This window comes from Nocardia sp. NPDC003345 (assembly GCF_053589395.1).
Genome location: NZ_JBSFRU010000040.1, coordinates 1 through 21,403 on the forward strand (window position 1 = coordinate 1; position 21,403 = coordinate 21,403).

Annotated in this window: 15 protein-coding genes; 7 read left to right on the plus strand and 8 right to left on the minus strand. The window is 70.7% G+C overall.

Going from position 1 to position 21,403, the window contains the following annotated elements; genetic code table 11:
* Window positions 1–188: 188 nt before the first annotated feature.
* Window positions 189–1,658, minus strand: coding sequence for an NAD(P)/FAD-dependent oxidoreductase (locus ACWDU1_RS07600; RefSeq protein WP_449996478.1), 1,470 nt, complete (start codon window positions 1,656–1,658; stop codon window positions 189–191).
* A gap of 250 nt (window positions 1,659–1,908) precedes the next feature.
* Between ACWDU1_RS07600 and ACWDU1_RS07605 the strand changes: the two genes are divergently transcribed.
* Complete coding sequence (locus tag ACWDU1_RS07605) at window positions 1,909–3,393, plus strand: cytochrome P450 (protein ID WP_449996479.1); 1,485 nt, start codon at window positions 1,909–1,911, stop codon at window positions 3,391–3,393.
* Window positions 3,394–3,454: 61 nt separating this feature from the next.
* Here ACWDU1_RS07605 and ACWDU1_RS07610 read toward each other — a convergent pair whose 3' ends face one another.
* Together ACWDU1_RS07610 and ACWDU1_RS07615 are read right to left on the minus strand one after the other, a co-directional pair.
* Complete coding sequence (locus ACWDU1_RS07610) at window positions 3,455–4,333, minus strand: serine hydrolase (protein ID WP_449996480.1); 879 nt, start codon at window positions 4,331–4,333, stop codon at window positions 3,455–3,457.
* Between the two features lie 52 nt (window positions 4,334–4,385).
* Window positions 4,386–4,598, minus strand: a complete 213-nt coding sequence (locus tag ACWDU1_RS07615) for a hypothetical protein (RefSeq protein ID WP_357421391.1) — start codon at window positions 4,596–4,598, stop codon at window positions 4,386–4,388.
* A gap of 328 nt (window positions 4,599–4,926) precedes the next feature.
* Here ACWDU1_RS07615 and recC point away from each other — a divergent pair, with 328 nt between their 5' ends.
* From recC to recD, 3 genes are read left to right on the plus strand one after another with little or no spacing between them, the layout of a single operon-like run.
* The gene (recC, locus tag ACWDU1_RS07620; protein ID WP_449996481.1) at window positions 4,927–8,373 is read left to right on the plus strand and encodes an exodeoxyribonuclease V subunit gamma; all 3,447 of its coding nucleotides are present in this window, start codon (window positions 4,927–4,929) and stop codon (window positions 8,371–8,373) included.
* A gap of 37 nt (window positions 8,374–8,410) precedes the next feature.
* A complete protein-coding gene (locus ACWDU1_RS07625; protein ID WP_449996482.1) occupies window positions 8,411–11,749 on the plus strand; it encodes a UvrD-helicase domain-containing protein in 3,339 nt (1,112 codons plus the stop codon).
* Entirely contained in the window at window positions 11,746–13,647 is a 1,902-nt protein-coding gene (gene recD, locus ACWDU1_RS07630) for an exodeoxyribonuclease V subunit alpha (protein ID WP_449996483.1), read from the plus strand. The genes ACWDU1_RS07625 and recD overlap by 4 nt, the downstream gene beginning before the upstream one ends.
* Before the next feature lie 16 nt (window positions 13,648–13,663).
* On the opposite strand, the gene ACWDU1_RS07635 is transcribed toward recD, so the two are convergent.
* On the minus strand, window positions 13,664–14,389 hold the full coding sequence (locus ACWDU1_RS07635; RefSeq protein WP_449996485.1) for a TetR/AcrR family transcriptional regulator: 726 nt from the start codon (window positions 14,387–14,389) through the stop codon (window positions 13,664–13,666).
* A 176-nt stretch (window positions 14,390–14,565) separates the two neighbouring features.
* Between ACWDU1_RS07635 and ACWDU1_RS07640 the strand changes: the two genes are divergently transcribed.
* Window positions 14,566–16,134, plus strand: a complete 1,569-nt coding sequence (locus ACWDU1_RS07640; RefSeq protein ID WP_449996487.1) for a succinic semialdehyde dehydrogenase — start codon at window positions 14,566–14,568, stop codon at window positions 16,132–16,134.
* A gap of 44 nt (window positions 16,135–16,178) precedes the next feature.
* Window positions 16,179–17,006, plus strand: coding sequence for an SDR family NAD(P)-dependent oxidoreductase (locus ACWDU1_RS07645; protein WP_449996488.1), 828 nt, complete (start codon window positions 16,179–16,181; stop codon window positions 17,004–17,006).
* Here the strand turns inward: ACWDU1_RS07645 and ACWDU1_RS07650 are convergent.
* Together ACWDU1_RS07650 and ACWDU1_RS07655 are read right to left on the minus strand one after the other, a co-directional pair.
* The gene (locus ACWDU1_RS07650; RefSeq protein ID WP_449996490.1) at window positions 16,990–17,793 is read right to left on the minus strand and encodes a putative protein N(5)-glutamine methyltransferase; all 804 of its coding nucleotides are present in this window, start codon (window positions 17,791–17,793) and stop codon (window positions 16,990–16,992) included. The two genes, ACWDU1_RS07645 and ACWDU1_RS07650, sit on opposite strands and share 17 nt — an antisense overlap.
* A gap of 63 nt (window positions 17,794–17,856) precedes the next feature.
* Complete coding sequence (locus tag ACWDU1_RS07655; RefSeq protein WP_449996492.1) at window positions 17,857–18,456, minus strand: TetR/AcrR family transcriptional regulator; 600 nt, start codon at window positions 18,454–18,456, stop codon at window positions 17,857–17,859.
* 119 nt (window positions 18,457–18,575) lie between these two features.
* On the opposite strand from ACWDU1_RS07655, the gene ACWDU1_RS07660 reads away from it, so the two are divergent.
* Window positions 18,576–19,400, plus strand: coding sequence for an SDR family NAD(P)-dependent oxidoreductase (locus ACWDU1_RS07660; RefSeq protein WP_449996493.1), 825 nt, complete (start codon window positions 18,576–18,578; stop codon window positions 19,398–19,400).
* Here ACWDU1_RS07660 and ACWDU1_RS07665 read toward each other — a convergent pair.
* Together ACWDU1_RS07665 and ACWDU1_RS07670 are read right to left on the minus strand one after the other, a co-directional pair.
* Complete coding sequence (locus ACWDU1_RS07665) at window positions 19,378–20,010, minus strand: NUDIX hydrolase (RefSeq protein ID WP_449996495.1); 633 nt, start codon at window positions 20,008–20,010, stop codon at window positions 19,378–19,380. The genes ACWDU1_RS07660 and ACWDU1_RS07665 overlap by 23 nt on opposite strands.
* Before the next feature lie 77 nt (window positions 20,011–20,087).
* Entirely contained in the window at window positions 20,088–21,401 is a 1,314-nt protein-coding gene (locus tag ACWDU1_RS07670) for an adenylosuccinate synthetase (protein WP_449996511.1), read from the minus strand.
* Window positions 21,402–21,403 lie beyond the last annotated feature (2 nt).

Sequence of the window (21,403 nt, forward strand, 5' to 3'; positions counted from 1 at the left end):
CTGATCGGCGCCGGCACCGCCGATCAGCGTGACGATGAGCGGGATGGCGCCCGCCGCGAGGACCGAACCGGCAGCGCGCCGGGCCACACCGGTAGTGCTGTGCTTCCCCATGGTCGCCTCTCTCCGGAAATTGTCGGTTTGCCCGATGTTAGCTCCGGAGTGCGTATGGAGTGGGGATGTCGGCCGGGTCAGCCGACTTTTCGGTTGCCTTCGGGTTTCTCGGCATCCGGCGTGGCGGTTTCGGTGCCGGCGCCGCCGCCCACCGGGCCCTGCGGCCGGCGTCCCGCGGCCCCCCGCACGATCTCTTCGCCCTCTTCGCTGTCGCTGTAAACCGCCTCGAGGGCCAGCCGGGCGAAGATCCACTGCTCGGTCGCCGCCATCTGCCCGCGGCTGCGGCCGAGGAAGGTGACGAACCACTGGATGATCGTGATGATCCGGCTCCGGTAGCCGACCAGGTAGTACAGGTGCAGGGCCAGCCACGCGAGCCAGGCGATGAAGCCGCCGAATTCGAGTTTGCCCACCTGGCAGACGGCGCTGAAACGCGAGATCGTCGCCATACTGCCCTTGTTGAAGTACTTGAAGGGCCGGCGGTCGGTGACGGCCTGCTTACCCGCGGTCTCGGCCTTGATCTGCTTCGCGGCGTAGGTGGCGCCCTGGATCGCGCCCTGGGCCTGTCCCGGAACATCCGGTACCGACATGAGGTCGCCGACGACGAAGACGTTCGGATGTCCCTTGATGGTGAGGTCCGGTTCCACCACCACCCGGCCGGCCCGGTCGACCTCGGTACCCGCCGACCGGTCGGCCAGCATCTTGCCCAGTGGGCTGGCCTGTACGCCGGCCGACCACACCTTGCACGCCGATTCGATCCGCCGGGTGGTGCCGTCCTGGTCCTTGACGGTCACGCCGTGCGCGTCCACATCGGTGACCATGGCGTTGAGCTGGATCTCCACCCCCATACGTTCCAGCCGCCGCTGTGCCTTGCCGCCCAGTTTGGGGCCCATCGGGCCGAGTACCGCGCCCGCGCCCTCGACCAGGATCACCCGGGCGTCGCGCGGATCGATGTGGTCGAAGGTGCCCTCGAGCGTGCGGTCGGAGAGTTCGGCGATCTGCCCGGCCAGTTCCACCCCGGTGGGCCCGGCGCCGACGACGACGAAGGTGAGCAGCCGGTCGCGTTCCTCCTGGGTGCGCGCCACCTCGGCCTGCTCGAACGAGCCGAGAATCCGGCCGCGCAGTTCGAGGGCGTCGTCGATGGTTTTCATACCGGGGGCGAAGGTGGCGAACTGATCGTTACCGAAATAGGACTGCTGGGCGCCGGTGGCGACGATGAGGCTGTCGTAGGGGGTGACGGTCGATTCACCCAGGAGTACCGAGGTGACGCTGCGGTTCTCCAGATCGATATCGGTGACCTCGCCGAGCAGGACCCGGGCGTTCTTCTGTTTGCGCAGGACCAGCCGCGTCGCCGGGGCGATCTCGCCGACCGACAGGATTCCGGTCGCGACCTGGTAGAGCAGCGGCTGGAACAGGTGGGTCGTGCTCTTGGAGATGAGGGTGACCTCGACATCGGCGCGCTTGAGATGCTTGGTACCGAACAGGCCGCCGAAGCCGGACCCGATCACGACGACGCGGTGCCGGCCGTTTCCAACAGGTTGCGTGCTCATGGTCGCGCTCCTCGCAGCGGTGGGCCGGTGCTGCCCGGTGATCTTTCCTGTCAACGCACACGGTAGTGGCAGTAGCGGTGGAGGACACAGTTGGCTGCCCGTTGTTCACTGGTCGCGGTGTGGCATCTCACCACCATAGCGATCGCGTGCCGGTATCGGGGGAGGGCGGGATGGTACCGATTCGGTGGAAACAACGCAGTCGTTGCAACAAAGACAATACGATGGGTGCTGTCTCTCAGGAGGTTTCGCCATGGTCACCGTCGACCGTGCCGCCGCGCGGCGTTCGCGTGCGCACACCGATACCGAGAACTCTGCTCTCATCGAGATACCGCACCGGCATCTCGTGGATCGCCTGTTGCTGAAGGTGCCCGATCGTCCCAGAACCCTGGCGACCCCGCCGGCCGGGAGCGACGCCGTCGCGGTCCACGGTGACGCGGGGCTGCCCTATATGGGCCGCACCTTCCACTACATGCGCTGGGGCCCGGCCGAGATGCTCGACCGGTACCGGCGCTACGGGCCGGTCAGCATCAACAGCTCCCTGGGTATGGACCGGGTGTTCGCGGCGGGCCCCGATGCCCTCGACGAGGTGGTCGGCCGCCGCCGCCGCGATTTCGGGCAGGGCTGGGATTACTTCATCGGGCCGTTCTTCCGGCGCGGGCTGCTACTGCTCGAATTCGACGAGCACATGTTCCACCGCCGCATCATGCAGCAGGCGTTCACCCGCGACCGGCTGGAAGCGCATCTGGCCGAACTGACGCCGGTGGTGCGCTCGACCATCTCCCGATGGGTGCCCGAGGGGCGCGACGCGACCCGGACCGTGCAACTGTTCCCCGCGATCAAGGATATGGCCCTCGATATCGCCGGCGAGACCTTCATGGCGGCCGAGGTCGGCGCGCAACGCCGGCAACTCACCGATGCCTTCGTCGCCTGCACCCATGCCGGGCTGGCTATCGTCCGTCACAGCGTGCCCGGCGGCAAATGGCGTGCCGGACTGCGCGGACGCAAGGTGCTCGAGGACTATTTCACCGCCATGCTGCCGGGTAAACGGCGCAGCGACGCCCCCGATTTCTTCTCCGGCCTCTGCCACGCGCGGGCCGAGGACGGATCGGTGTTCAGCGACGCCGATGTGGTCAACCATATGATCTTCCTGATCATGGCGGCGCACGACACCACCACCACCACCGCCACCGCGGTCGCCTATTACCTGGGCAAACACCCGGAGTGGCAGGAGAAGGTGCGCGCGGAGGTGCGGGCGCTGGATTCGGCCGCCGAAGCGCCCACCATCGCCGATCTCGATACCCTGCGCACACTGGACCTCGTGGTCAAGGAGAGCCTGCGGCTGATGCCGCCGGTTCCGGGGATGGTGCGCCGCGCCGTCCGCGATACCGAGATCCTGGGGCACTACATACCGGCCGGAACACCCGTGGACCTCGGCTACCAGGTGAATCATCTACTCGAGGAACTCTGGACCGATCCGGAGGTCTTCGATCCCCTGCGGTTCTCCGAGGAACGCCGCGAGGACAAGGCCCACCGGCTGGCCTGGATGCCGTTCGGCGCCGGGTCGCACAAATGTATCGGAATGCATTTCGGCACCTTCGAGGTGAAGACGATCATCTCGGCCATGGTCCGCGACTACGAATGGAGTTTCCCGGAGGGCTACCGGATGCCGTGGGGGTTCACCACGATTCCGTTCCCCCGCGACGACGCGCCGATGCGGTTGCGGCGGATCCGCTGACCCGCCCCCCGGACGACGAAGGGCTCCCGTCCTGGACGGGAGCCCTTCCCGGTATCGCGGATCAGCGTCCGGACAGCAGGTTCTCGGCGATGGTGGTATCGGTCTGCGACCCCTCCTGGTAGCCGCCCTCGCCGTTCATGGCCGTCATGATGGCGAGGGTGTAGCGTTCGCCCGGCCCGGCGAAGCCGACCGAGTTGACCACCCAGCCGCCCTGCTCCTCGGACCACCCGTTCTTCAGGCCCGGCCGCATCGCGGCACCGGCGCCCCAGACGCCCCAGTGCTGGTTGGAGTCGACCCGGCGCATCAGATCCAGCAGGTAGTTGCGGTCGTCGGGGTGCATCCGGTCGAGCACATTCGACATCAGCCGGTCCAGATCGGCGGCGGTCGTCTTCTGGAAACCCCAGTGCGGGCGCCCGCCCGGCGGGGTCTGCGGGGCGAGGCTGGTCATGCCGTTCGCGCGGAAGGCGTTGTTGTAGGCCTGGCCGTCCAACCCCGAGTACTTGTTCCAGAGCAGATCGGTGGCCTGGTCGTTGGAGGTCGACATCATCTGCTCCATGAGGCCGCGGTCCTCGGGCGACAGTGCGATGGCACCGACCCGCGCGCGGTTGAGCAGGTCCTCGGCGATGGCGAGCTTGATGGTGGAGGCGCTCCACACCAGGTCTTCGGCATGCGGGCTGGCGTAGACCGCGCCGGTCTGCCGATCCCGGATCACATAGCCGGTGACTCCCGGGCGGGAGTCGAGATAGGCGTTGACGGTTTCGATCCGGCCCGACATATCGCAGTCGAATCCGTGCGCGCACCCCTGGGTGTGGGCGTGCGGGACGGCGTCGGCCGAGGGCAGACCGGCCGGTGCGCCGGCGAACAGGATCGCGGCGGCGGCCAGGACAGTGGCGGGTGCGGCCACGCGGGACGCCGCACCGGTGAGCAGGGGGTAACGCACGAGGGAACACCTTGTCATATCGGGGCTCCGCGCGCACGTTTTTCCCGAAGGGCTACCGGACCCGCGCGGTAGCCCGCACCGCTGCCGCCGCCCGCCCGTTGAGGCGGTAGCAGTGTTCGAAGGCCTCGCTGTGCTGTTCGCGCGGCCAGGAATGCAGTACGACGCTGCGACCGTAATGCCGGGTGTTGACGAGTTCCCATCGCTCGCCGCTGCGGCGCACGGTGAATCCGTCTCTCGGTATCAGGGGCACAACCAGCGCTTTCATCGAACCGACCAGCCTTTCGTGCAGTAACCCGTTCCTCCCGGGGTTGCACTGTGACACAGCGTCTCCGCCGGATCCCGGCCATCGCACCGCGTGTCGGTGGCTTATGTGCGACAAATCACTGTGCAGATCGTGTGGTTATCCGGTAAAAGCATTCGGCGCTAGGGACATTCACCTGATGATCAACTGTCCCCGGGTTGTCCGGTCACCGTCACGGGGGGTTGGCGAGGGGTGTCGGGGGCGGGGCGTATAAACGGGGTTGACCAGGCGGCCGCCGAGACATAGCGCGGATGCCACGAAGGACGGTGACGGGCCGAGCGAAAGGGCGGAGATGGCGCTGCGTATCCATCGCGCCGAACGCGCGGACGTGCTGGCCACCGCCCTGGCCGGTCTGCTCGCGGATCCGCTGCCCGATCCCTTCGCCACCGAAGTGGTCGCCGTCCCCGCCAAGGGCGTGGAACGCTGGCTGACACAGCGGCTTTCGGGATCGCTCGGCGTCTCCGGTCCCGGCGGCGACGGCATCGCGGCCAATATCCGGTTCCCGGCCCCCGCCACCCTGGTCGACGAGATCCTGGCGCATACCGCCGGTTTCGACACCCACGCCGATCCCTGGTCGCACGATCGACTGGTCTGGACGCTGTTGCGGGTCATCGACGAGGCGGTGGACGAGCCGTGGTGTGAAGTCCTGGCCCATCACCTCGGAACCGCCTCGCCGCCATCCGGATCCGGGGCGTGGCCGGATCACGAGGGGGACGAGGACACGGATTTCGCGGACGACGCGGAACCGGGCGTGGAGCACCGGCGCGGCCGGCGCTACGCCACCGCCGCGCGGCTGGCCACTCTGTTCGACGGCTACGCCACCCAGCGCCCGACCCTGATCATCGAATGGGCGACAGGCGCCGATACCGACGGCACCGGCCGCCCGCTACCCGACGATCTGTGCTGGCAGCCGGCCCTGTGGCGGCGGCTGCGCGCGGTGGTGGGAACCCCGGGACCCGCCGAACGGCTGGCCGCGGCCTGCGCCCGGCTGCGCGCCGAACCCGCCGCCGTTCCCCTGCCCGGCCGGTTGTCGCTGTTCGGCGCCACCCGGTTGCCCGCCGCGCAGCTGGCGGTCCTCGCGGCCCTGGCCGAACACCGCGATCTGCACCTGTGGCTCGCTCATCCGAGTCCGGTCATGTGGGAGGCCCTGACGCGGGCCCGCCGCGACGCGGGCGCGGATATACCGGGGGAGCGGCTGTATGTTCCCGGCCGCACCCGGGCCGACGACGATTCCGCGACGCTGGTCCGGCATCCGCTGCTGGCCGGGCTGAGTCGCGATATCCGGGAGCTGCAGTGGCGTCTGCCGCCGGCGGTGTCGGACACCCACCACGAGGACCCGGGCGCACCCGCGGCGCCGAGCCTGTTGCGGGTGCTGCAGGCGCATATCCGCGACGATGAGCGCCCCGCCGCCGGGGTCGCCGGTGACGGCAGCGTGCAGGTACACGCCTGCCACGGACCGGTACGGCAGGTCGAGGTACTGCGGGAATGCCTGCTCGGCCTGTTCGCCGCCGACCCCACCCTGGAACCGCGCGACGTCCTGATCATGTGTCCGGAGGTGGAAGAGTTCGCCCCGCTGGTGCGGGCCGCCTTCGGGCAACCGATGCCGGGAATCGCCGATACGCGTGACGATCCGGCCGTTCATCCCGGGCACCGGCTGCGGGTGCGCTCGGCCGACCGCGGCCGGGCGGTCACCAACCCGCTGCTCGGGGTCGTCGCGACCCTGCTCGAGCTGGCGCGCGGACGGGTCACGGTGACCGAGGTGCTGGATCTGGCCGCCGCCGAGCCGGTGCGCCGCGCCTGCGGATTCGACGACGACGATATCGAGCGGATGCGGGAGTGGGCGGTGGAGGCCGGCGCCCGATGGGGTATCGGACGGCGGCAGCGGCAGGCCTTCGGTCTCGGCGACTTCGAGCAGAACACCCTGAACGCGGCGATCGACCGGATCCTGCTGGGCGTCACCGCGGACGAGAGTTCGCAGGACTGGCTGGACCGGGTGCTGCCGCTCGACGACGTGGACAGCAACGATATCGACCTGGCCGGGCGGTTCGCCGAATATATCGACCGGCTGGCCTCGATCCTGCGCGAACTACGCGGCCCCGCCCCGGCGGCCCGCTGGACGGCCGAACTCGGCCGCGCGCTGGATCTGCTCACCGATGTGCCGGAATCGCAGGCCTGGATCCGCACCGAGGCGCGGCGCGAACTCACCGCCGCGACCGCGCACGCCGGAGATATCCCACTGCGGCATCACGATGTGACCGTACTGCTGCGGGAACGCCTCGCCGCGGCGCCCACCCGCGCGAACTTCCGCACCGGAGAACTCACGGTCTGCACGATGACTCCGATGCGCTCGGTGCCGCACCGGGTGGTGGTGCTGCTGGGGGTCGACGACGAGGCGTTCCCCCGCGCGGGCGCCGCCGACGGCGACGAGGTCCCGGCCCGCGAACCGCTTCCGGGCGAACGCGATCCGCGTTCGGAGGACCGGCAGCTGCTGCTGGACGCGATCATGGCCGCCCGCGACACCCTGGTCGTTGTGCACACCGGAGCGGACCCGGTCACCGGCGCCTATCGCCCACCCGCGGTTCCGATCGCCGAACTGCTGGACACCCTGCGGGCCCATGTGGGAGACGCGGGACTGCCCGCTGTCCTCACCCGCCATCCGCTGCAACCACACGACCGGCGCAATTTCGATGCCGCGCACCCGTTCTCGTTCGATCCGGTGGCCTTCGCCGCGGCGCGGGCCGTGACCGTGTCCCCGGCCGAGCCGTCCGGGTTGCTCACCCGGACCCTGCCGGCCGCGGCGATCACCGAGATCGGGCTCGCCGAACTGGTCGCCTTCCTGGAACATCCGGTCCGGGGTTTCCTGTGGCAGCGGCTGGGCCTGCGGGTACCGGACCAGGAGGAGGATCTGGCCGACCGGCTGCCGATCGAGTTCGGCGGCCTGGACCGGTGGGCGCTCGGAGAACGGATGCTGAGCGCGCGGCTGTCCGGCGCCGATCCGGCGGATCTGCGCGCCGCGGAATGGCGTCGCGGCGCGCTCCCGCCGGCCGAACTGGGCCGGGCCGTGCTCGATGAGGTCGAGCGCACCGTCGAAACCCTGTTCCGGGCCGCCGCCCCCGATTACGAACACGCGCCGCGTGATATCGATATCGCGGTGGACCTGGGCGGCGACCGCCGGCTGACGGGTACCGTCGCCGAAGTACGCGGCGATCTGCTGGTGCGTAGCACCTTCTCCCGGATCGCGCCGAAACACCGGCTGTCGGCCTGGGTGTCGCTGCTGGCACTGGCCGCCGGCGCAGAGGGCACGTGGCGGGCCGCGGTGACCGGGCGCGGCCGGTTCCCGACCCCGGCCTGGCGGTCCGAACTCACCGCGCCGGGCGGCACCGACGCGATCCCCATCCTGCGGACCCTGGTCGCGCTGCGCGACGCCGGTCTGGCCGAGCCGCTGCCCATCTCGACCGCCACCACCGCCGCCTACGCCGAGGCCAGGTACCGCCGATTGCCGCCCGAGGAGGCGCTGGTGGCCGCCGACCGGGAGTTCGGCGGCGGTGACAAACGCCGTGACTTCGCCGAGCACACCGATCGCAATCTGCGCTACATCTGGGGTCCGGCCCCGGAACTGCGGGATCTCACCGAGGCCGGCGCGCCGGCCGGCGAGCCGGTGGAGACCACTCGATTCGGTGCCATCGCCCGCCGGCTGTGGGTTCCGCTGCTGCGCGCCGAACGACAGGGGGAACCGTGACCACCGGCCCCACGCGGCACCGGACGGGAGGCCGCCGATGACCACGATCACCGTCTCACCCCCGGACAACGCGTTCGAACTCTGCGGTGCGCTGCCCGAGGGCACCACCGTACTGGAGGCCAGCGCCGGAACCGGTAAGACCTACGCGATCGTCGGGCTCGCCGTGCGCTACGTCGCCGAGGCCGGGATCGATATCGCGAGCCTGCTGCTGGTGACCTTCAGCCGCGCCGCGACCCAGGAACTACGCGAACGGACCCGCGACCGGTTCGTCGCCGTGGCCGCGGCGCTGGCCGATCCGGACGCGGCGCGGTCCGGCACCGATGAACTGGTGCGCCATCTGGCCACGGCCGAGCCGGTCGAGGTCGGCGCGCGCCGCGCCCGGCTCCTGGCCGCGCTCTCCGATTTCGACGCCGGTGTGATCGCCACGACGCACAGCTTCTGTCAGCGGATGCTGGGCGAACTCGGGCTCGCCGGTGACCTCGATCCCGGCGCCCGCCTGGTGGAGGAGGCCGGCGATATCGTCGACGCGGTGGTCGAGGATCTGTATCTGAGCCGCTACGCGCGCACCCCCGCCCCGTTCACGGTGAAGCAGGCGCATCGGTTCGTGCTCGCCGCGGTCCGCGACCGGCAGGCGCTCCTGGCGCCGGACAGCGATGAGGCGTCCGCGCAGCGGGTGGCCTTCGCCGAGGCGGTGCGGGCCGAGACCGAACGCCGCAAACGTCTGGCCGGGATCCGGGATTTCGACGATCTCCTGATACTGCTGCGCGATATCCTGGCCGACCCCCGGCGCGGTGCCGCCGCGTGCCGGCGGATCCGTGACCGGTATCGGGTGGTGCTGGTGGACGAATTCCAGGACACCGATCCACTGCAGTGGGAGATTCTGCGCCGCGCCTTCCACGGCCACCGCCCGCTCATCCTGGTGGGTGATCCGAAACAGGCCATCTACGCCTTCCGTGGCGCGGAGGTACTGAGCTATCTGGACGCGGTCGGGCACGCGACCGCGCGCCGGGAGCTCACCACGAACCGGCGCAGCGACGCCGGGTTGCTCCGGGCGCTGGAACAGTTGCTCGGCGGCGCCGCGCTGGGCCACGACGAGATCGTGGTGGCGCCGGTCGCGCCCACCCAGCCGTGGTCGCGGCTGACCGGCCCCGACGAGCTGACCACCCCGCTGCGGTTGCGATGCCTGCCGCGGACGGGCGCGGGGCCGCGCGGTATGTCCGGATTTCCCAATATCCACCGGCAGCGGGCCCGGGTCGCCGCGGATCTGGCCGCCGATATCGTCGCGCTGCTGGAATCGGGGACCGAACTCGCGGCGGGGGCGGGCCGGCGGGCCGATACGGTCCCGGCTACCGGTACCGGCCGGCGGCCGATCGGACCCGGTGATATCGCCGTGCTGGTCCGCACCCACACCCAGCTGGATGTGGTGCGCGCGGCGCTGGAACGAGCGGGCGTACCCGTGGTACTCACCAGCGGCAGCAGTATCTTCGCCACGCGCAGCGCCACCGATTGGCTGTGGGTGCTGCACGCCCTCGAACAGCCGCATCGCGCGGACCGGGTGCGGCTGGCCGCGCTGACGCCGCTGTTCGGCCATACCGCCGCCGATATCGATGCCGAGGGCGCGGATCTGGTGGGCCGGGTGAGTGCCGAACTACGCGACGGCGCGCGGCTTTTCGCCCGTAGCGGTTTCGCCGCGGTCTTCGAGCGCATCGGCGCCGCCACCCGGCTCGCGCCCCGGCTGCTGGCGGTGGAGCAGGGGGAGCGCCGGCTGACCGATCTCCGCCATCTCGCGCAACTGCTGGACGAGATATCGGCCACCGAGGGCCTCGGGCTCACCGCGCTGACCCGCTGGCTGTCCGACCGGGTCCGTGATCCCGCATCGGGATCGGTGCCCGGCCGGGGCCGCCGCCTCGATCGCGATATCGCGGCGGTGCAGCTGGCCACCGTACACGCCAGCAAGGGGCTCGAATTCCCGGTCGTGTACCTGCCGTTCGCCTGGGACAGTTCGGCCGATCCGAAGCCCGCCACGCTGCTCATGCACCGGGACGGCGTGCGGGTTCTCGATATCGGCGGGCCCGACGCACCGGGATGGGCGGCACGCAAGGAACAGGCGGACGCCGAATCCGCCGGCGAGGAACTACGCCTCACCTATGTCGCGCTCACGCGCGCGTGCTGTCAGGTGGTGGCATGGTGGGCGCCGTCGTTCGGGACCGCGGTCGCGCCCCTGCACCGGCTGCTGTTCGGCCGCACGGCGGACGCGGCGCAGCCGAAATCCCGTGCCCCGGTGCCCGAGGACGCCTCGGCGGTGGAGCGAATCCGCGAGCGGGCGGCCGGAGCGGAAGACGCGATCTCGGTCACCTCGGCCGATCCCGGTACCGGGATACCGGTGCTGCGGCCGCGAGCGCAGGCCCCATCCGGTGGTCTGGCGGTCGCGACCTTCGACCGGACCCTCGACGACCACTGGCGCCGCACGTCGTATTCGGCCCTGACCGCCGCGGCCCACGAGACGGCGGCCGCGAACGAGCCCGAGGAGGGCCCGGGGCCCGGCGACGAACCCGAGGTCCCGCCCGCGGCGGCCGAACCCGGGCCCGGCGCGGCCTCGCTGATGAACAGCCTGCCCTACGGCGCCGAGTTCGGCACCCTGGTACACGCTGTACTGGAACGCGTCGATACCGATACCGCGGACCTGGCCGGTGCGGTGCGGGCGCGGTGCGACGAAGTGATCGCCGAGATGCTGTCGGACGCCGATCCGGAAACCCTGGCGACCGCGTTGCTGGCGGTGCTGCGCACGCCGATCGGGTTCGGCTGCCTCGCCGATGTGCCCGGCCGGGACCGGTTGTGCGAACTCGAATTCGAACTCCCGCTCGCCGGTGGCGACACTCCCTCGGGCACCGCCGCCGGCCTCGGCCGGATCGCCGCGACGGTCCGGGCGCATCTGGAACCCGGCGATATCTTCCACTCCTACGCCGACGCGCTCGGCACTCTCGACGATGTCCCGCTGCGCGGATATCTCACCGGCAGTATCGACGCCGTCCTGCGGACCCCCGACCAGCGCTACGTCGTGGTCGACTACAAGACCAACCGGCTCGGTACCGGTGATCTCACCGTCGCGCACTACACCCGGGACCGCATGGCGGCGGAGATGATCCGCTCCCACTATCCCTTGCAGGCACTGCTGTATTCGGTGGCGCTGCACCGCTACCTGCGCTGGCGGCTGCCGGACTACGATCCGGCGGTCCACCTCGGCGGTATCCGCTACCTGTTCGTCCGCGCGATGATCGGGCCCGAGACCCCGGACGGTGCCGGGGTTTTCGACTGGACGCCACCTCCCGGCCTGATCGGCGCCCTGTCGGATCTGCTCGCGGGGGGTACCCCGTGATACCGATCAGGGTGGCCCAGCGCGGTACCGGGATGCTGCGGGAGTTCAACGAGGCCGGAGTTCTCGGCGCGGCGGATGTGCACGTCGCGGAGCGGCTCGGCCGGCTCGGCGGCGAAAGCGGGGAACTGGTGCTGTTCGCCGCGGCGCTGGCGGTGCGCGCGGTGCGTTCGGGATCGGTCTGCCTGGACCTGAGCCGGATGCGTGAGATCGGCGTGGACGCCGAGGACGAGCGGGCCGAGGCGGTGGACCCGGCCGAGCTGCCCTGGCCCGACGAGGTCGCCGTGGTGGACGCCCTGCGCGAGAGCGTGCTGGTGCGGGGTGGGGAGGCCGGCCCGCTGCGTCCCCTCCGGCTGGTCGATCCGGCCCGGGACGGCAGCGGCCCGCTGCTGTATCTGGATCGCTACTACCGGCAGGAGCAGATCATCCGCCGGGTGCTCACGGCCCGGGCGGCCGCCCGGCCCGCCGTCGACCTGGAGGTCGTGGGCCGCGAACTCGACCGCCTCTTCGGGTCACCGGGGCCGGCGCCGGACCGTCAGCGGGTGGCCGCCGTGCTGGCCGCCACCCACTGGACCACCGTGGTCGCGGGCGGCCCCGGAACCGGGAAAACGCATACCATCGCGCGGATTCTCGCCCTGCTGGTGGCGCATGCCCCGGCCGTTCCCGGGGCGGCGCCGTTGCGGATCGCGCTGGCCGCCCCGACCGGTAAGGCGGCGGCCCGGCTCCAGGAGGCCGTGCGCGACCAGGCCGCGGAGCTGGGCCTGCCGGAACTGTCGGCCGCGACCCTGCACCGTTTGCTGGGCTGGCAGCGCGGCCGCACCACCCGGTTCCGCTACCACGAGCACAACCGGCTGCCCTACGACGTGGTGGTGGTCGACGAGACCTCCATGGTGTCACTGACCATGATGAGCCGGCTGCTGGCCGCGCTGCGCCCGGACACCCGGCTCATCCTGGCCGGTGACCCGGACCAGCTGGCGTCGGTGGACGCGGGCGCGGTGCTCGCGGATCTGGTCGCCTCGCCGTTCGAGGCGGGCACCGATCCGGCATTCGATGCCCTCGCGGGTACCGGGGATCCGGGCGGGCCCGCCGATCCCGAGGCGCTCACCGAGGCGGAGCGGATCCGGTTGCGCGGCGGTATCGTCCGGCTCACTCGGGGCCGCCGGTTCGGTGGCCGCATCGCCGATCTCGCGGTCGCGGTGCGGGCCGGCGATACCGAGACCGCGCTGGAACTGCTGCGCGCCGGTGGGGATATGCTCGAACTGCTCGGCCCGGACGAAATCGCCGCCGTCCGGGCCGATGTCGTCTCCACCGCGCAGCGGGTGACCGAGGCCGCGCTGGACGGTGATGCCGCCGGCGCCCTCGGGGCCTTCGAATCCCATCGTCTGCTGTGCGCGCACCGCCGGGGACCCTACGGGGTGGAGCACTGGGATCGGTCGGCCGCCGAATGGGCGGCGGCGGCCGGTGCGGGCCCCGAGTCCCGTACAGGCACCTGGTATCCGGGACAGCCGCTACTGGTGACGGCCAACGATCACGAGGCCCGGATCTACAACGGCGATACCGGTGTGGTGCTGCGCCGCCCGGACGGGACGCTGCGGGTGGCGCTGCAGCGCGGTGACGAACCGTATCTGGTGCATCCCACCCAGTTCCCCTCGGTGGTCACGGTATTCGCCATGACCATCCACCGCAGCCAGGGCAGCCAGTACGACGCCGTGACCGTGGTTCTGCCGGAGCCGGGGTCGACCCTGCTCACCCGTGAGCTGCTGTACACGGCGATCACCCGTGCGCGCCGGCATGTGCGGATCCTGGGCACCGAGGAGGCGATTCGCGCCGCGATCGACAGGCATGTCCTGCGCGCCAGTGGCCTGAGTCTCGATATCGCGGAGGCCGATCCGCAACCGTGACGGCCGCGGGGCCGGTTCAGTCCGTGGCGGTGCCGGCCGCGGGGAAGATACCCGGTAGCGCCATCGCGTACAGCACGTCGTCGGTATTGCCGAGCGTGGCCAGGACCACCCGGATCATGGTGAGCCGGGCGGCGGCCACCGTTTCGGCGGCCGGTTCGCGCCCGGGCTCCGAGGCGTCGGAGATCCGGTAGACCACGTATTCGCAGACATGCAGCGCCGCGTCGAGGTCCAGCGGGGCCGGCACCGGCCGGCCGAGTTCCCCGAATTTGGTTCGCACGATCGCGCGGATCCCGTCGAGGGCGTCGTTGCGGAACGCCGACACCGGCGAACCCGGATCGTGTAGTTCGGCGAACAGCGGGCGCAGCATCGCCCCGTGGCCGCGGGCCCAGTCGAGGTAGGCGTCGATGAGCCGGATACCCAGTTCCACGCCCTCGCCGCTCGCCTCGAGCGCCGCGGCGATCCCCCCGACGAGGCCGGCGTTGGACACCTCCAGGACGGCGTTGAGGGGTTCGGTGGCGTTGGCGAAGTAGCGGTAGAAGGTCGGGCGGGACAGCCCGGCCTGGTCGATGATCTGCGCGACGCTCAGGCCCCGGGAACCGTTGCGGGTGAACACCTCGGCGGTCGCCCGCACGATCCGGGCCCGCACCTGATCGGCCTGCTCGCGTGTCTGCGGCGGGCGTCCGCGCCGCGGCGGCCCGGAATCGGTCGCCGGTGCCGGATGCTCGCTCGCGCGCTCGCTCATGACGCGAGTCCCGGCCCGGATGTGACATCCCACAGTGCCCGGCGGGTTCGGGCTGTTGCGGGAAACGGAGCCCTTGACACGGCATGCGGCACGGGCATTACTCTAACACCACTGTTCAATTAATCCGTGCGTCGTGGGAATCCCCCCGACGCGGACTCGCTCAGGAGACGCCGACCATGACGACCGCCCAGCGTCCCGCCACCGGTGCACTGACCCCGGAGCTGGTGAAACCGCTGCTCGCCCGGGCCGCGGCGGGCGGGGCGCCCGCTGTCACGGTCGACGCGCCGGCCACCGGGGAGCGGATCGCCGAATTGCCGCAGTCCTCGGTGGCCGATATCGAGGCCGCGTTCGAGCGGGCCCGCGCCGCCCAGCGGGAGTGGGCCCGGGTGCCGGTCCGGGAGCGTGCCGCGGTGCTGCGGCGTTTCCACGATCTGGTGCTGGCCGAACAGGACACCGTCCTCGATATCGTGCAGACCGAAACCGGGAAATCGCGGGCCCATGCCTTCGACGAGGTCGGCGATGTCGCGGTCAATTCCCGGTACTACGCGGCCACCGCCCCCAAACTGCTCGCCCGGCGCAATCCGCGCGGTGTGCTGCCCGTTCTCACCGATGTGCAGGTACGGCAGCGACCCAAGGGGGTCGTGGCGGTGATCTCGCCGTGGAACTACCCCCTGGCGCTGGCCGTATCGGACGCCCTGCCCGCATTGGTCGCGGGTAACGCGGTGGTCGGACGCCCCGACAACCAGACCGCGCTCACCGCGCTGTGGGCCGTGGACGCCGCCATCCGGGCCGGGCTGCCGAAGGATCTCTGGCAGATCGTGCTCGGTCGCGGATCGGTGATCGGCGGCGAGATCATCGGCCGGGCCGACTACGTCGACTACACCGGTTCCAGCGCCACCGGCCGCACCATCGGCCGGCAGGCGGGGGAGCGGCTGATCGGTTGTTCGCTGGAGCTGGGTGGAAAGAACCCGCTACTGGTCCTCTCCGACGCCGATCCGGTGGCCGCGGCCAGAACGGCGGTGCGGGCCAGTTTCGCGTCGGCCGGCCAGCTGTGTGAATCCATGGAACGCATCTACGTCCACGAGAACGTCTACGACCGGTTCGCCACCGAATTCGTCGCGGCGGTCCGGGCGCTGAAACTCGGCTCACCGCTGGACTACTCCACCGATATGGGTTCGCTGACCTTCCAGCGGCAGCTCGATACCGTGCGCGCGCATGTCGACGACGCGGTGGCCAAGGGCGCCACGGTGCTGGCCGGCGGCACCCACCGGCCGGACCTCGGCCCCTACTTCTACGAACCCACCGTGCTCGCCGATGTCACCTCCGCGATGACCGTCTACCGCGAGGAGACGTTCGGCCCGGTCGTCTCGCTCTACAAGGTGCGATCCGACGACGAGGCCGTGGAACAGGCCAACGACACCCCCTACGGGCTGAACGCCAGCGTCTGGACCCGTAGCGCCGCGCGGGGCCGCGAATTCGCCGCCCGGATCAACGCGGGCTCGGTGAACGTGAACGAGGGTTTCATCGCCGCCTGGGGCAGCGCCGACGCCCCGTCGGGCGGGGTGGGGATCTCCGGCACCGGTCGCCGGCACGGGCCGGAGGGGCTGCTGAAGTACGTCGACACCCAGACCATCGCGGTCCAGCGGATGCTGCCGATCGCGCCGCTGCCGGGGATGTCGGAGGCGGCCTGGGCCAAAACCATGACACTCTACTTCCGGGTGATGAAGACGCTGCGGCAGAAGTAGGCCACTGCCGGACCGGTTCTGCAGGACGACAAGGAATGCCAACGATGAAACTGGATACAGTGGCCGGTAAGAAGGTGCTGATCACCGGCGCGGCCATGGGCCTGGGCAAACTGTTCGCCGAGCGCGCGGTGCGCGAGGGCGCCGCCGCGGTGGTGCTCTGGGATATCAACGAGACCGCGCTCGCCGAGACCGCCGCCGAGCTCACCGCCGCCGGCGGCACCGTGCATACCCACCGGGTCGATATCTCCGACCGGACCGCGGTGACGGCGGCCGCCGACGCGGTGCGGCAGCAGGTGGGCGATATCGACGTACTGGTCAACAATGCCGGTATCGTGCGCGGCAACACCTACTTCTGGGAAACGAAGGACCGCGACGATATCGACCGCACGATGGCCATCAACGCCCTCGCGCCGATGTATGTGACCCTCGAGTTCCTGCCCGCGATGGTGGCCGGTACCGGCGCGGCCCGGGTACTGACCATCGCCTCCTCGGCCGGTCTGGTGCACAATCCGCGGATGAGCGTGTATGCCGCTTCGAAATGGGCGGCGCTGGGCTGGTCGGATTCGGTGCGGATCGAACTGCAGCAGGCCGGTCACGCCCACGTGCGGGTCACCACGGTCTGCCCGACCTATATCGACACCGGAATGTTCGAAGGCGCCAAGGGTTTCTGGCTCACCCCCATCCTCGACCAGCACAAGGTGGTGGACACCTCCTGGGCGGAGATGAAGAAGGGCACCCCGGTGGTGATCCTGCCGTGGACCTCCCGGCTGAACAAGGCGCTCTCGGGTGTGCTGCCGATCAAGCTACGGGACCTGTTCCTGAACACTGTCGGCGTGTATCACTCCATGGACCAATTCACCGGCCGGAAATAGTGCCGATGGCCACGGTGGCCGCCCGGTCTCCGGATCGGGCGATACGCGGGTCCAATCCCGCCGCGGCGAGTAGCGCGGTGGTCTCGGTTATCTGATCGGCTCCGATCTCGATCAGGAGACTGCCGCCGGGTGCCAGCCAGGCCGGTGCCGCGGCGACGGTCCGGCGGGCCAGGTCCAATCCGTCCGGCCCGCCGTCGAGCGCGGCGGGTGGTTCGTGATCGCGGGCCTCGGGCGGCATCCGCGCGATCTGCCCGGTCGGGACGTAGGGGGTATTGGCCAGCAGGATGTCGACGCGGTGACGCAGTGTCGCGGGGAGCGGGTCGAAGAGGTCGCCCTCGAACACCCGGCCGCCCACCGGCGCGAGATTCTCCCGGGCACAGCCCACCGCCACCGGATCGATATCGGCCGCGAACAGATCCGGCGGCGGTGCCGGGCCGGTGGCCGATGCGGTGAGCAGCGCCAGCCCCAGTGCGCCCGAACCGCAGCACAGGTCCACGACGGTGCGCGGTGCCCGCCGGGCGGCCAGTGCCATCGCTTCGTCGACCAGTAGTGCCGACCGCTGCCGTGGGACGAACACCCCGCGCCGCACCGCCACCCGGATTCCCTTGAATTCGGCCCAGCCCAGGAGGTACTCCAGTGGGATACCGGACACCCGCTGCTCGACGAGGCCGATGAGCTCGGCCTCGGTGCGAGCGGCGGTCGCCAGTAGTTGTGCCTCCTCCTCGGCGAAGACGCATCCCGCCGCCCGGAGCCGGCCGGCGACGGCATCGGTATCGAACGCGGTCATGCCGTCAGTCTGTCGAGCCCGCGGCGGCCGCGCACGGAAATAACGCGGGATGTCTTCCCGCGGTCAGGGGCGGAACGCGCGCAGGGTGATATCGACCAGCGCGTCCGCGTAATCCGCGGTGAGCGGGCCGGTCCGCAGTAGCCAGCGCTGGAACAGCGGCGCGTAGAGCGTTTCGAGGACGAGATCGAGATCGGCGTCGGCGGCCAGCTGTCCCGCGCGCTGCGCGCTGCGCAGCCTGGCCTTCTTGGCCTCGTCCATGGGGCCGGCCAGTTTCTCGTGGTAGAGCGCGGCCAGTTCGGGGTCGTGCACGAGTTCGCCGTTCAGCGCACGGATCGGCCGTTCGAAATCGGGGTCGGCGAATTCCGCCGCCGTGGCCCGCAGGACCAGTTTCAGGTCGGCCTCGAGGTCGCCGGAATCGGGGAGTTCGATCCCGGACCCCTCATCGGATTCCCCCAGTGCGAGAAAGGAATCGAAGATCACCGCGCCCTTGGACGGCCACCAGCGGTAGATCGTCTGCTTCCCCACACCGGCCCGGGCGGCGATCGCCTCGATGGAGACCTTGGCGTAGCCGGATTCGGAGATGAGTTCGCGGGTCGCCGCGAGGATCGCCTGCCGGGAGCGTTCGCTGCGCCGGGAAGGCTCCGGGTGCTGGGTGCTGCTCACGGCATCGAGCCTACCCATCGATCGAGACGCAACGGTTCGTTTGACAAAGCGATCGACCGCATCGCATACTCGTCACGTCGAAACGAGACGGTTCGTCTCGTAAGGAAGGAGAAGTCGCTGTGACTGCTACTGCGAGAGTCTGGTTCATCACGGGAGCCTCGCGAGGTCTGGGCCGTGCCTTCACCGAAGCGGCGCTCGCCCTGGGCGACCGGGTGGTGGCGGTCGCGCGCACCATCGCGCCGCTCGACGATCTGGCGGCCGCCCACCCGGACACCCTGGTCCGGTTCTCCCTCGACGTCTCCGACCGGCACGCCGTATTCGACGGCGTGGAAAAGGCCTTCGCCGCCTTCGGGCGGGTGGACGTGGTGGTCAACAACGCGGGAACGATGCTGTACGGCATGGCGGAAGAGGCCACCGAGGAGCAGATCCGCGCCCACCTCGACGTCAACTTCTTCGGAGCCGTCTGGGTCTCCCAGGCGGTGGTCCCCCGGCTTCGCGAGCAGGGGTCCGGGCGGATACTGCAGATCACCTCGATGGGCGCCGGCGGTGGAATGGCGTCGGTGGGCTTCTACGGCGCCGGTAAGGCCGCCCTCCAATCATTCGGCGAAGCCCTGGCGATGGAGGTCGAGAGTTTCGGTATCAAGGTCACCGCGGTGCAGATGGGCGGATACGACACCGGGTTGTTCACCGCGGGTAGCACGGCCACCGCGCCACTGGCACCCTACGACGGCCTGCGCGACGAATTGGCGGCGATGTGGGGCGACGAGGCCGGACCCGATCCCGCCACCGCGGTTCCGGCGATCCTCGAACTCGCCGGTCTCGCGGATCCGCCGCGGTTCGTGATCGTCGGCGCCGCGTCCTTCGACCAGGTGGTGGAGCTGGAGGAGATGCGCGCCGGGGAGCGGCGGAAATGGGAGCACCTCAGCCGGATGGCTCCGGGCTGAACTCCCAGACCGCGGCCGGCCGGCCGGTGGCCTTGGTGCGCCGCCGTTCTGCGGTTTTCGCCAGCCCGGGGATCCCGGCCAGGGTCCGGTTGAGATTGGCCGCGTCGGGCCGGGATCCCTGTAGGGAGGCCGTCAGGTCCACCGCCCGGGTGGCCGGGAACTGCGTGCCCAGCAGCGCCCGGGTGAGGGTGAGGTCCTTCCAGAGGAGTCCGCAGAGCCGGCCGCGGGCGGCGGCCGCGATGCTGTTGTGATCGAACGCGAGCGCCGGGGTGTCGTCGAAGGAGACCCATTCGGCCGGACCCTCGTGCGGACTGGTCACCGCCCACATGACGATGGAGAGCGTGGGGCCGCGCGGATCGCGATGGGGTTCGTCGAAGGTGACCAGTTGCCCGACCGGGCCGAGGGCGCCGCCGGGGACGCCGAGTTTGGTGCGCACCGCGCGCGCGGCCGCATCGGCCAGCCGTTCGCCCCGGCCGAGTAGTACACCCGGTAATGCCACCTGCCCGGTGAAGGGTTCGTGGCCGCGGGCCGCGATCCCGAACGTAACCGCGGCGTCGTCGGCCCAGAACCGCAACGCCACGACATCCACCGATACCGCCGATTGGTCCACGGGCCCCATACTGCCGCATCCGATGCCGCCGGGGCCGTTCTCGTTACCGGGGTACCGGTTACGCACTGTTCCCGGTATCACGGCACCGGCGCGGCCGTCCGGCCCGTGCCCGGTGCCGTCCCGGTGGCCGCGGTCGCCGGGAACGGCGCGCGTGGGGTGCGGTCGGCGCGGCCGGGTCCGGCGGCGGTCAGCACGACCGGTACGCCGAGACTGTGTTCGAGCCAGGGGACCGGGTCCGCGGGCAGGGCGGTGAGCACCGGCACCGCCGTCATGAGCCGGGTGGTCAGCGCGGATTGATACGCCAGATCCCGCCACCGGCCCGGAGCGGGCGCCCACCCGGGTCCCTCGGCGGTCGAGTAGGCCGTCGCGACGAGTCCGTGATGGGCGGCGTCGAGATGGTTGACCACCAGCCCGTCGATTCCGCCGCAGACCTCGACGGCGTAGCGGAGCAGTACCGCGTCGAGATGGCCCCGGCGGAACTCGCCCTGGTAGACGCCCGCACCGTTGTGCGCTTCGGGTATTCGCAGGCGAGCGTCCTCGGTGGGGAAGGGGCCCGGGCCGTGACGGGTGGCGTATGTCCTGGTGACGCCCAGTACGGCCGCGGTGGCGCCCAGCCCGGCCACCATGGCCCGCGCATTCCGCGGTTCGACCGTCGACCAGGTGGTGTGCGGATGGAACCCGCGCCACTCGTCGAGCAGCACCCCCTGTGCGCCTTCGAAGACCAGCCGCCCGCGCCGCGCGAGCCGGGCGGGTTCGTCGGGGCCGGAGATACGCACCGCCCGGCCGAACTCGCGATAGACATCGACCAGGGTATCGATGCTGTCGTGGCGGTGGCCGCCGCCTTCCAGCAGGGGCCGGTAGTGGGCGGCGAGCGAGCGGAGCTTTTCCCGTAGAACGTCGGGACGCAGGCAATCCGCGACCCGGGGCGCGTCGTGGCCGAGCGCGTAGGCGGCGGTTTCCCCGATTCCCATCCCGCACGACCCGTGCCGTGCCGTGCCGCGGGCGTCTTCCCGGGCCCGGTTGGCGGCGCCGTGGATCGGCGTGGCCAGCAGGGCGCGCTCGTCCACCGACAGCAGCGACAGGGGATCGGCGACCCCCGCCGCGACCAGCTGCCGTGCCTCGCCGGCGAGGGCGATCGGATCCACCAGGGTGTGTCGCGAAAGCAGGGTGGGTATCCCCGAGAACGTCCCGGAACCGAATTGGGCGAACGTGTGATGACCCGCCGCGGTCATCACCGTGTGCGCGGCCTGCGCGCCGCCGTTGAAACGGACCACGGCGCCCACGCCCAGATCCGCCTCCGGCGAACACAGCCAATCCACCGTCGCGCCTTTACCGGCGTCGCCGAAACCGAGATCGACGACTATCAGATGATCCCCGGGCCGGCCGGCCATGC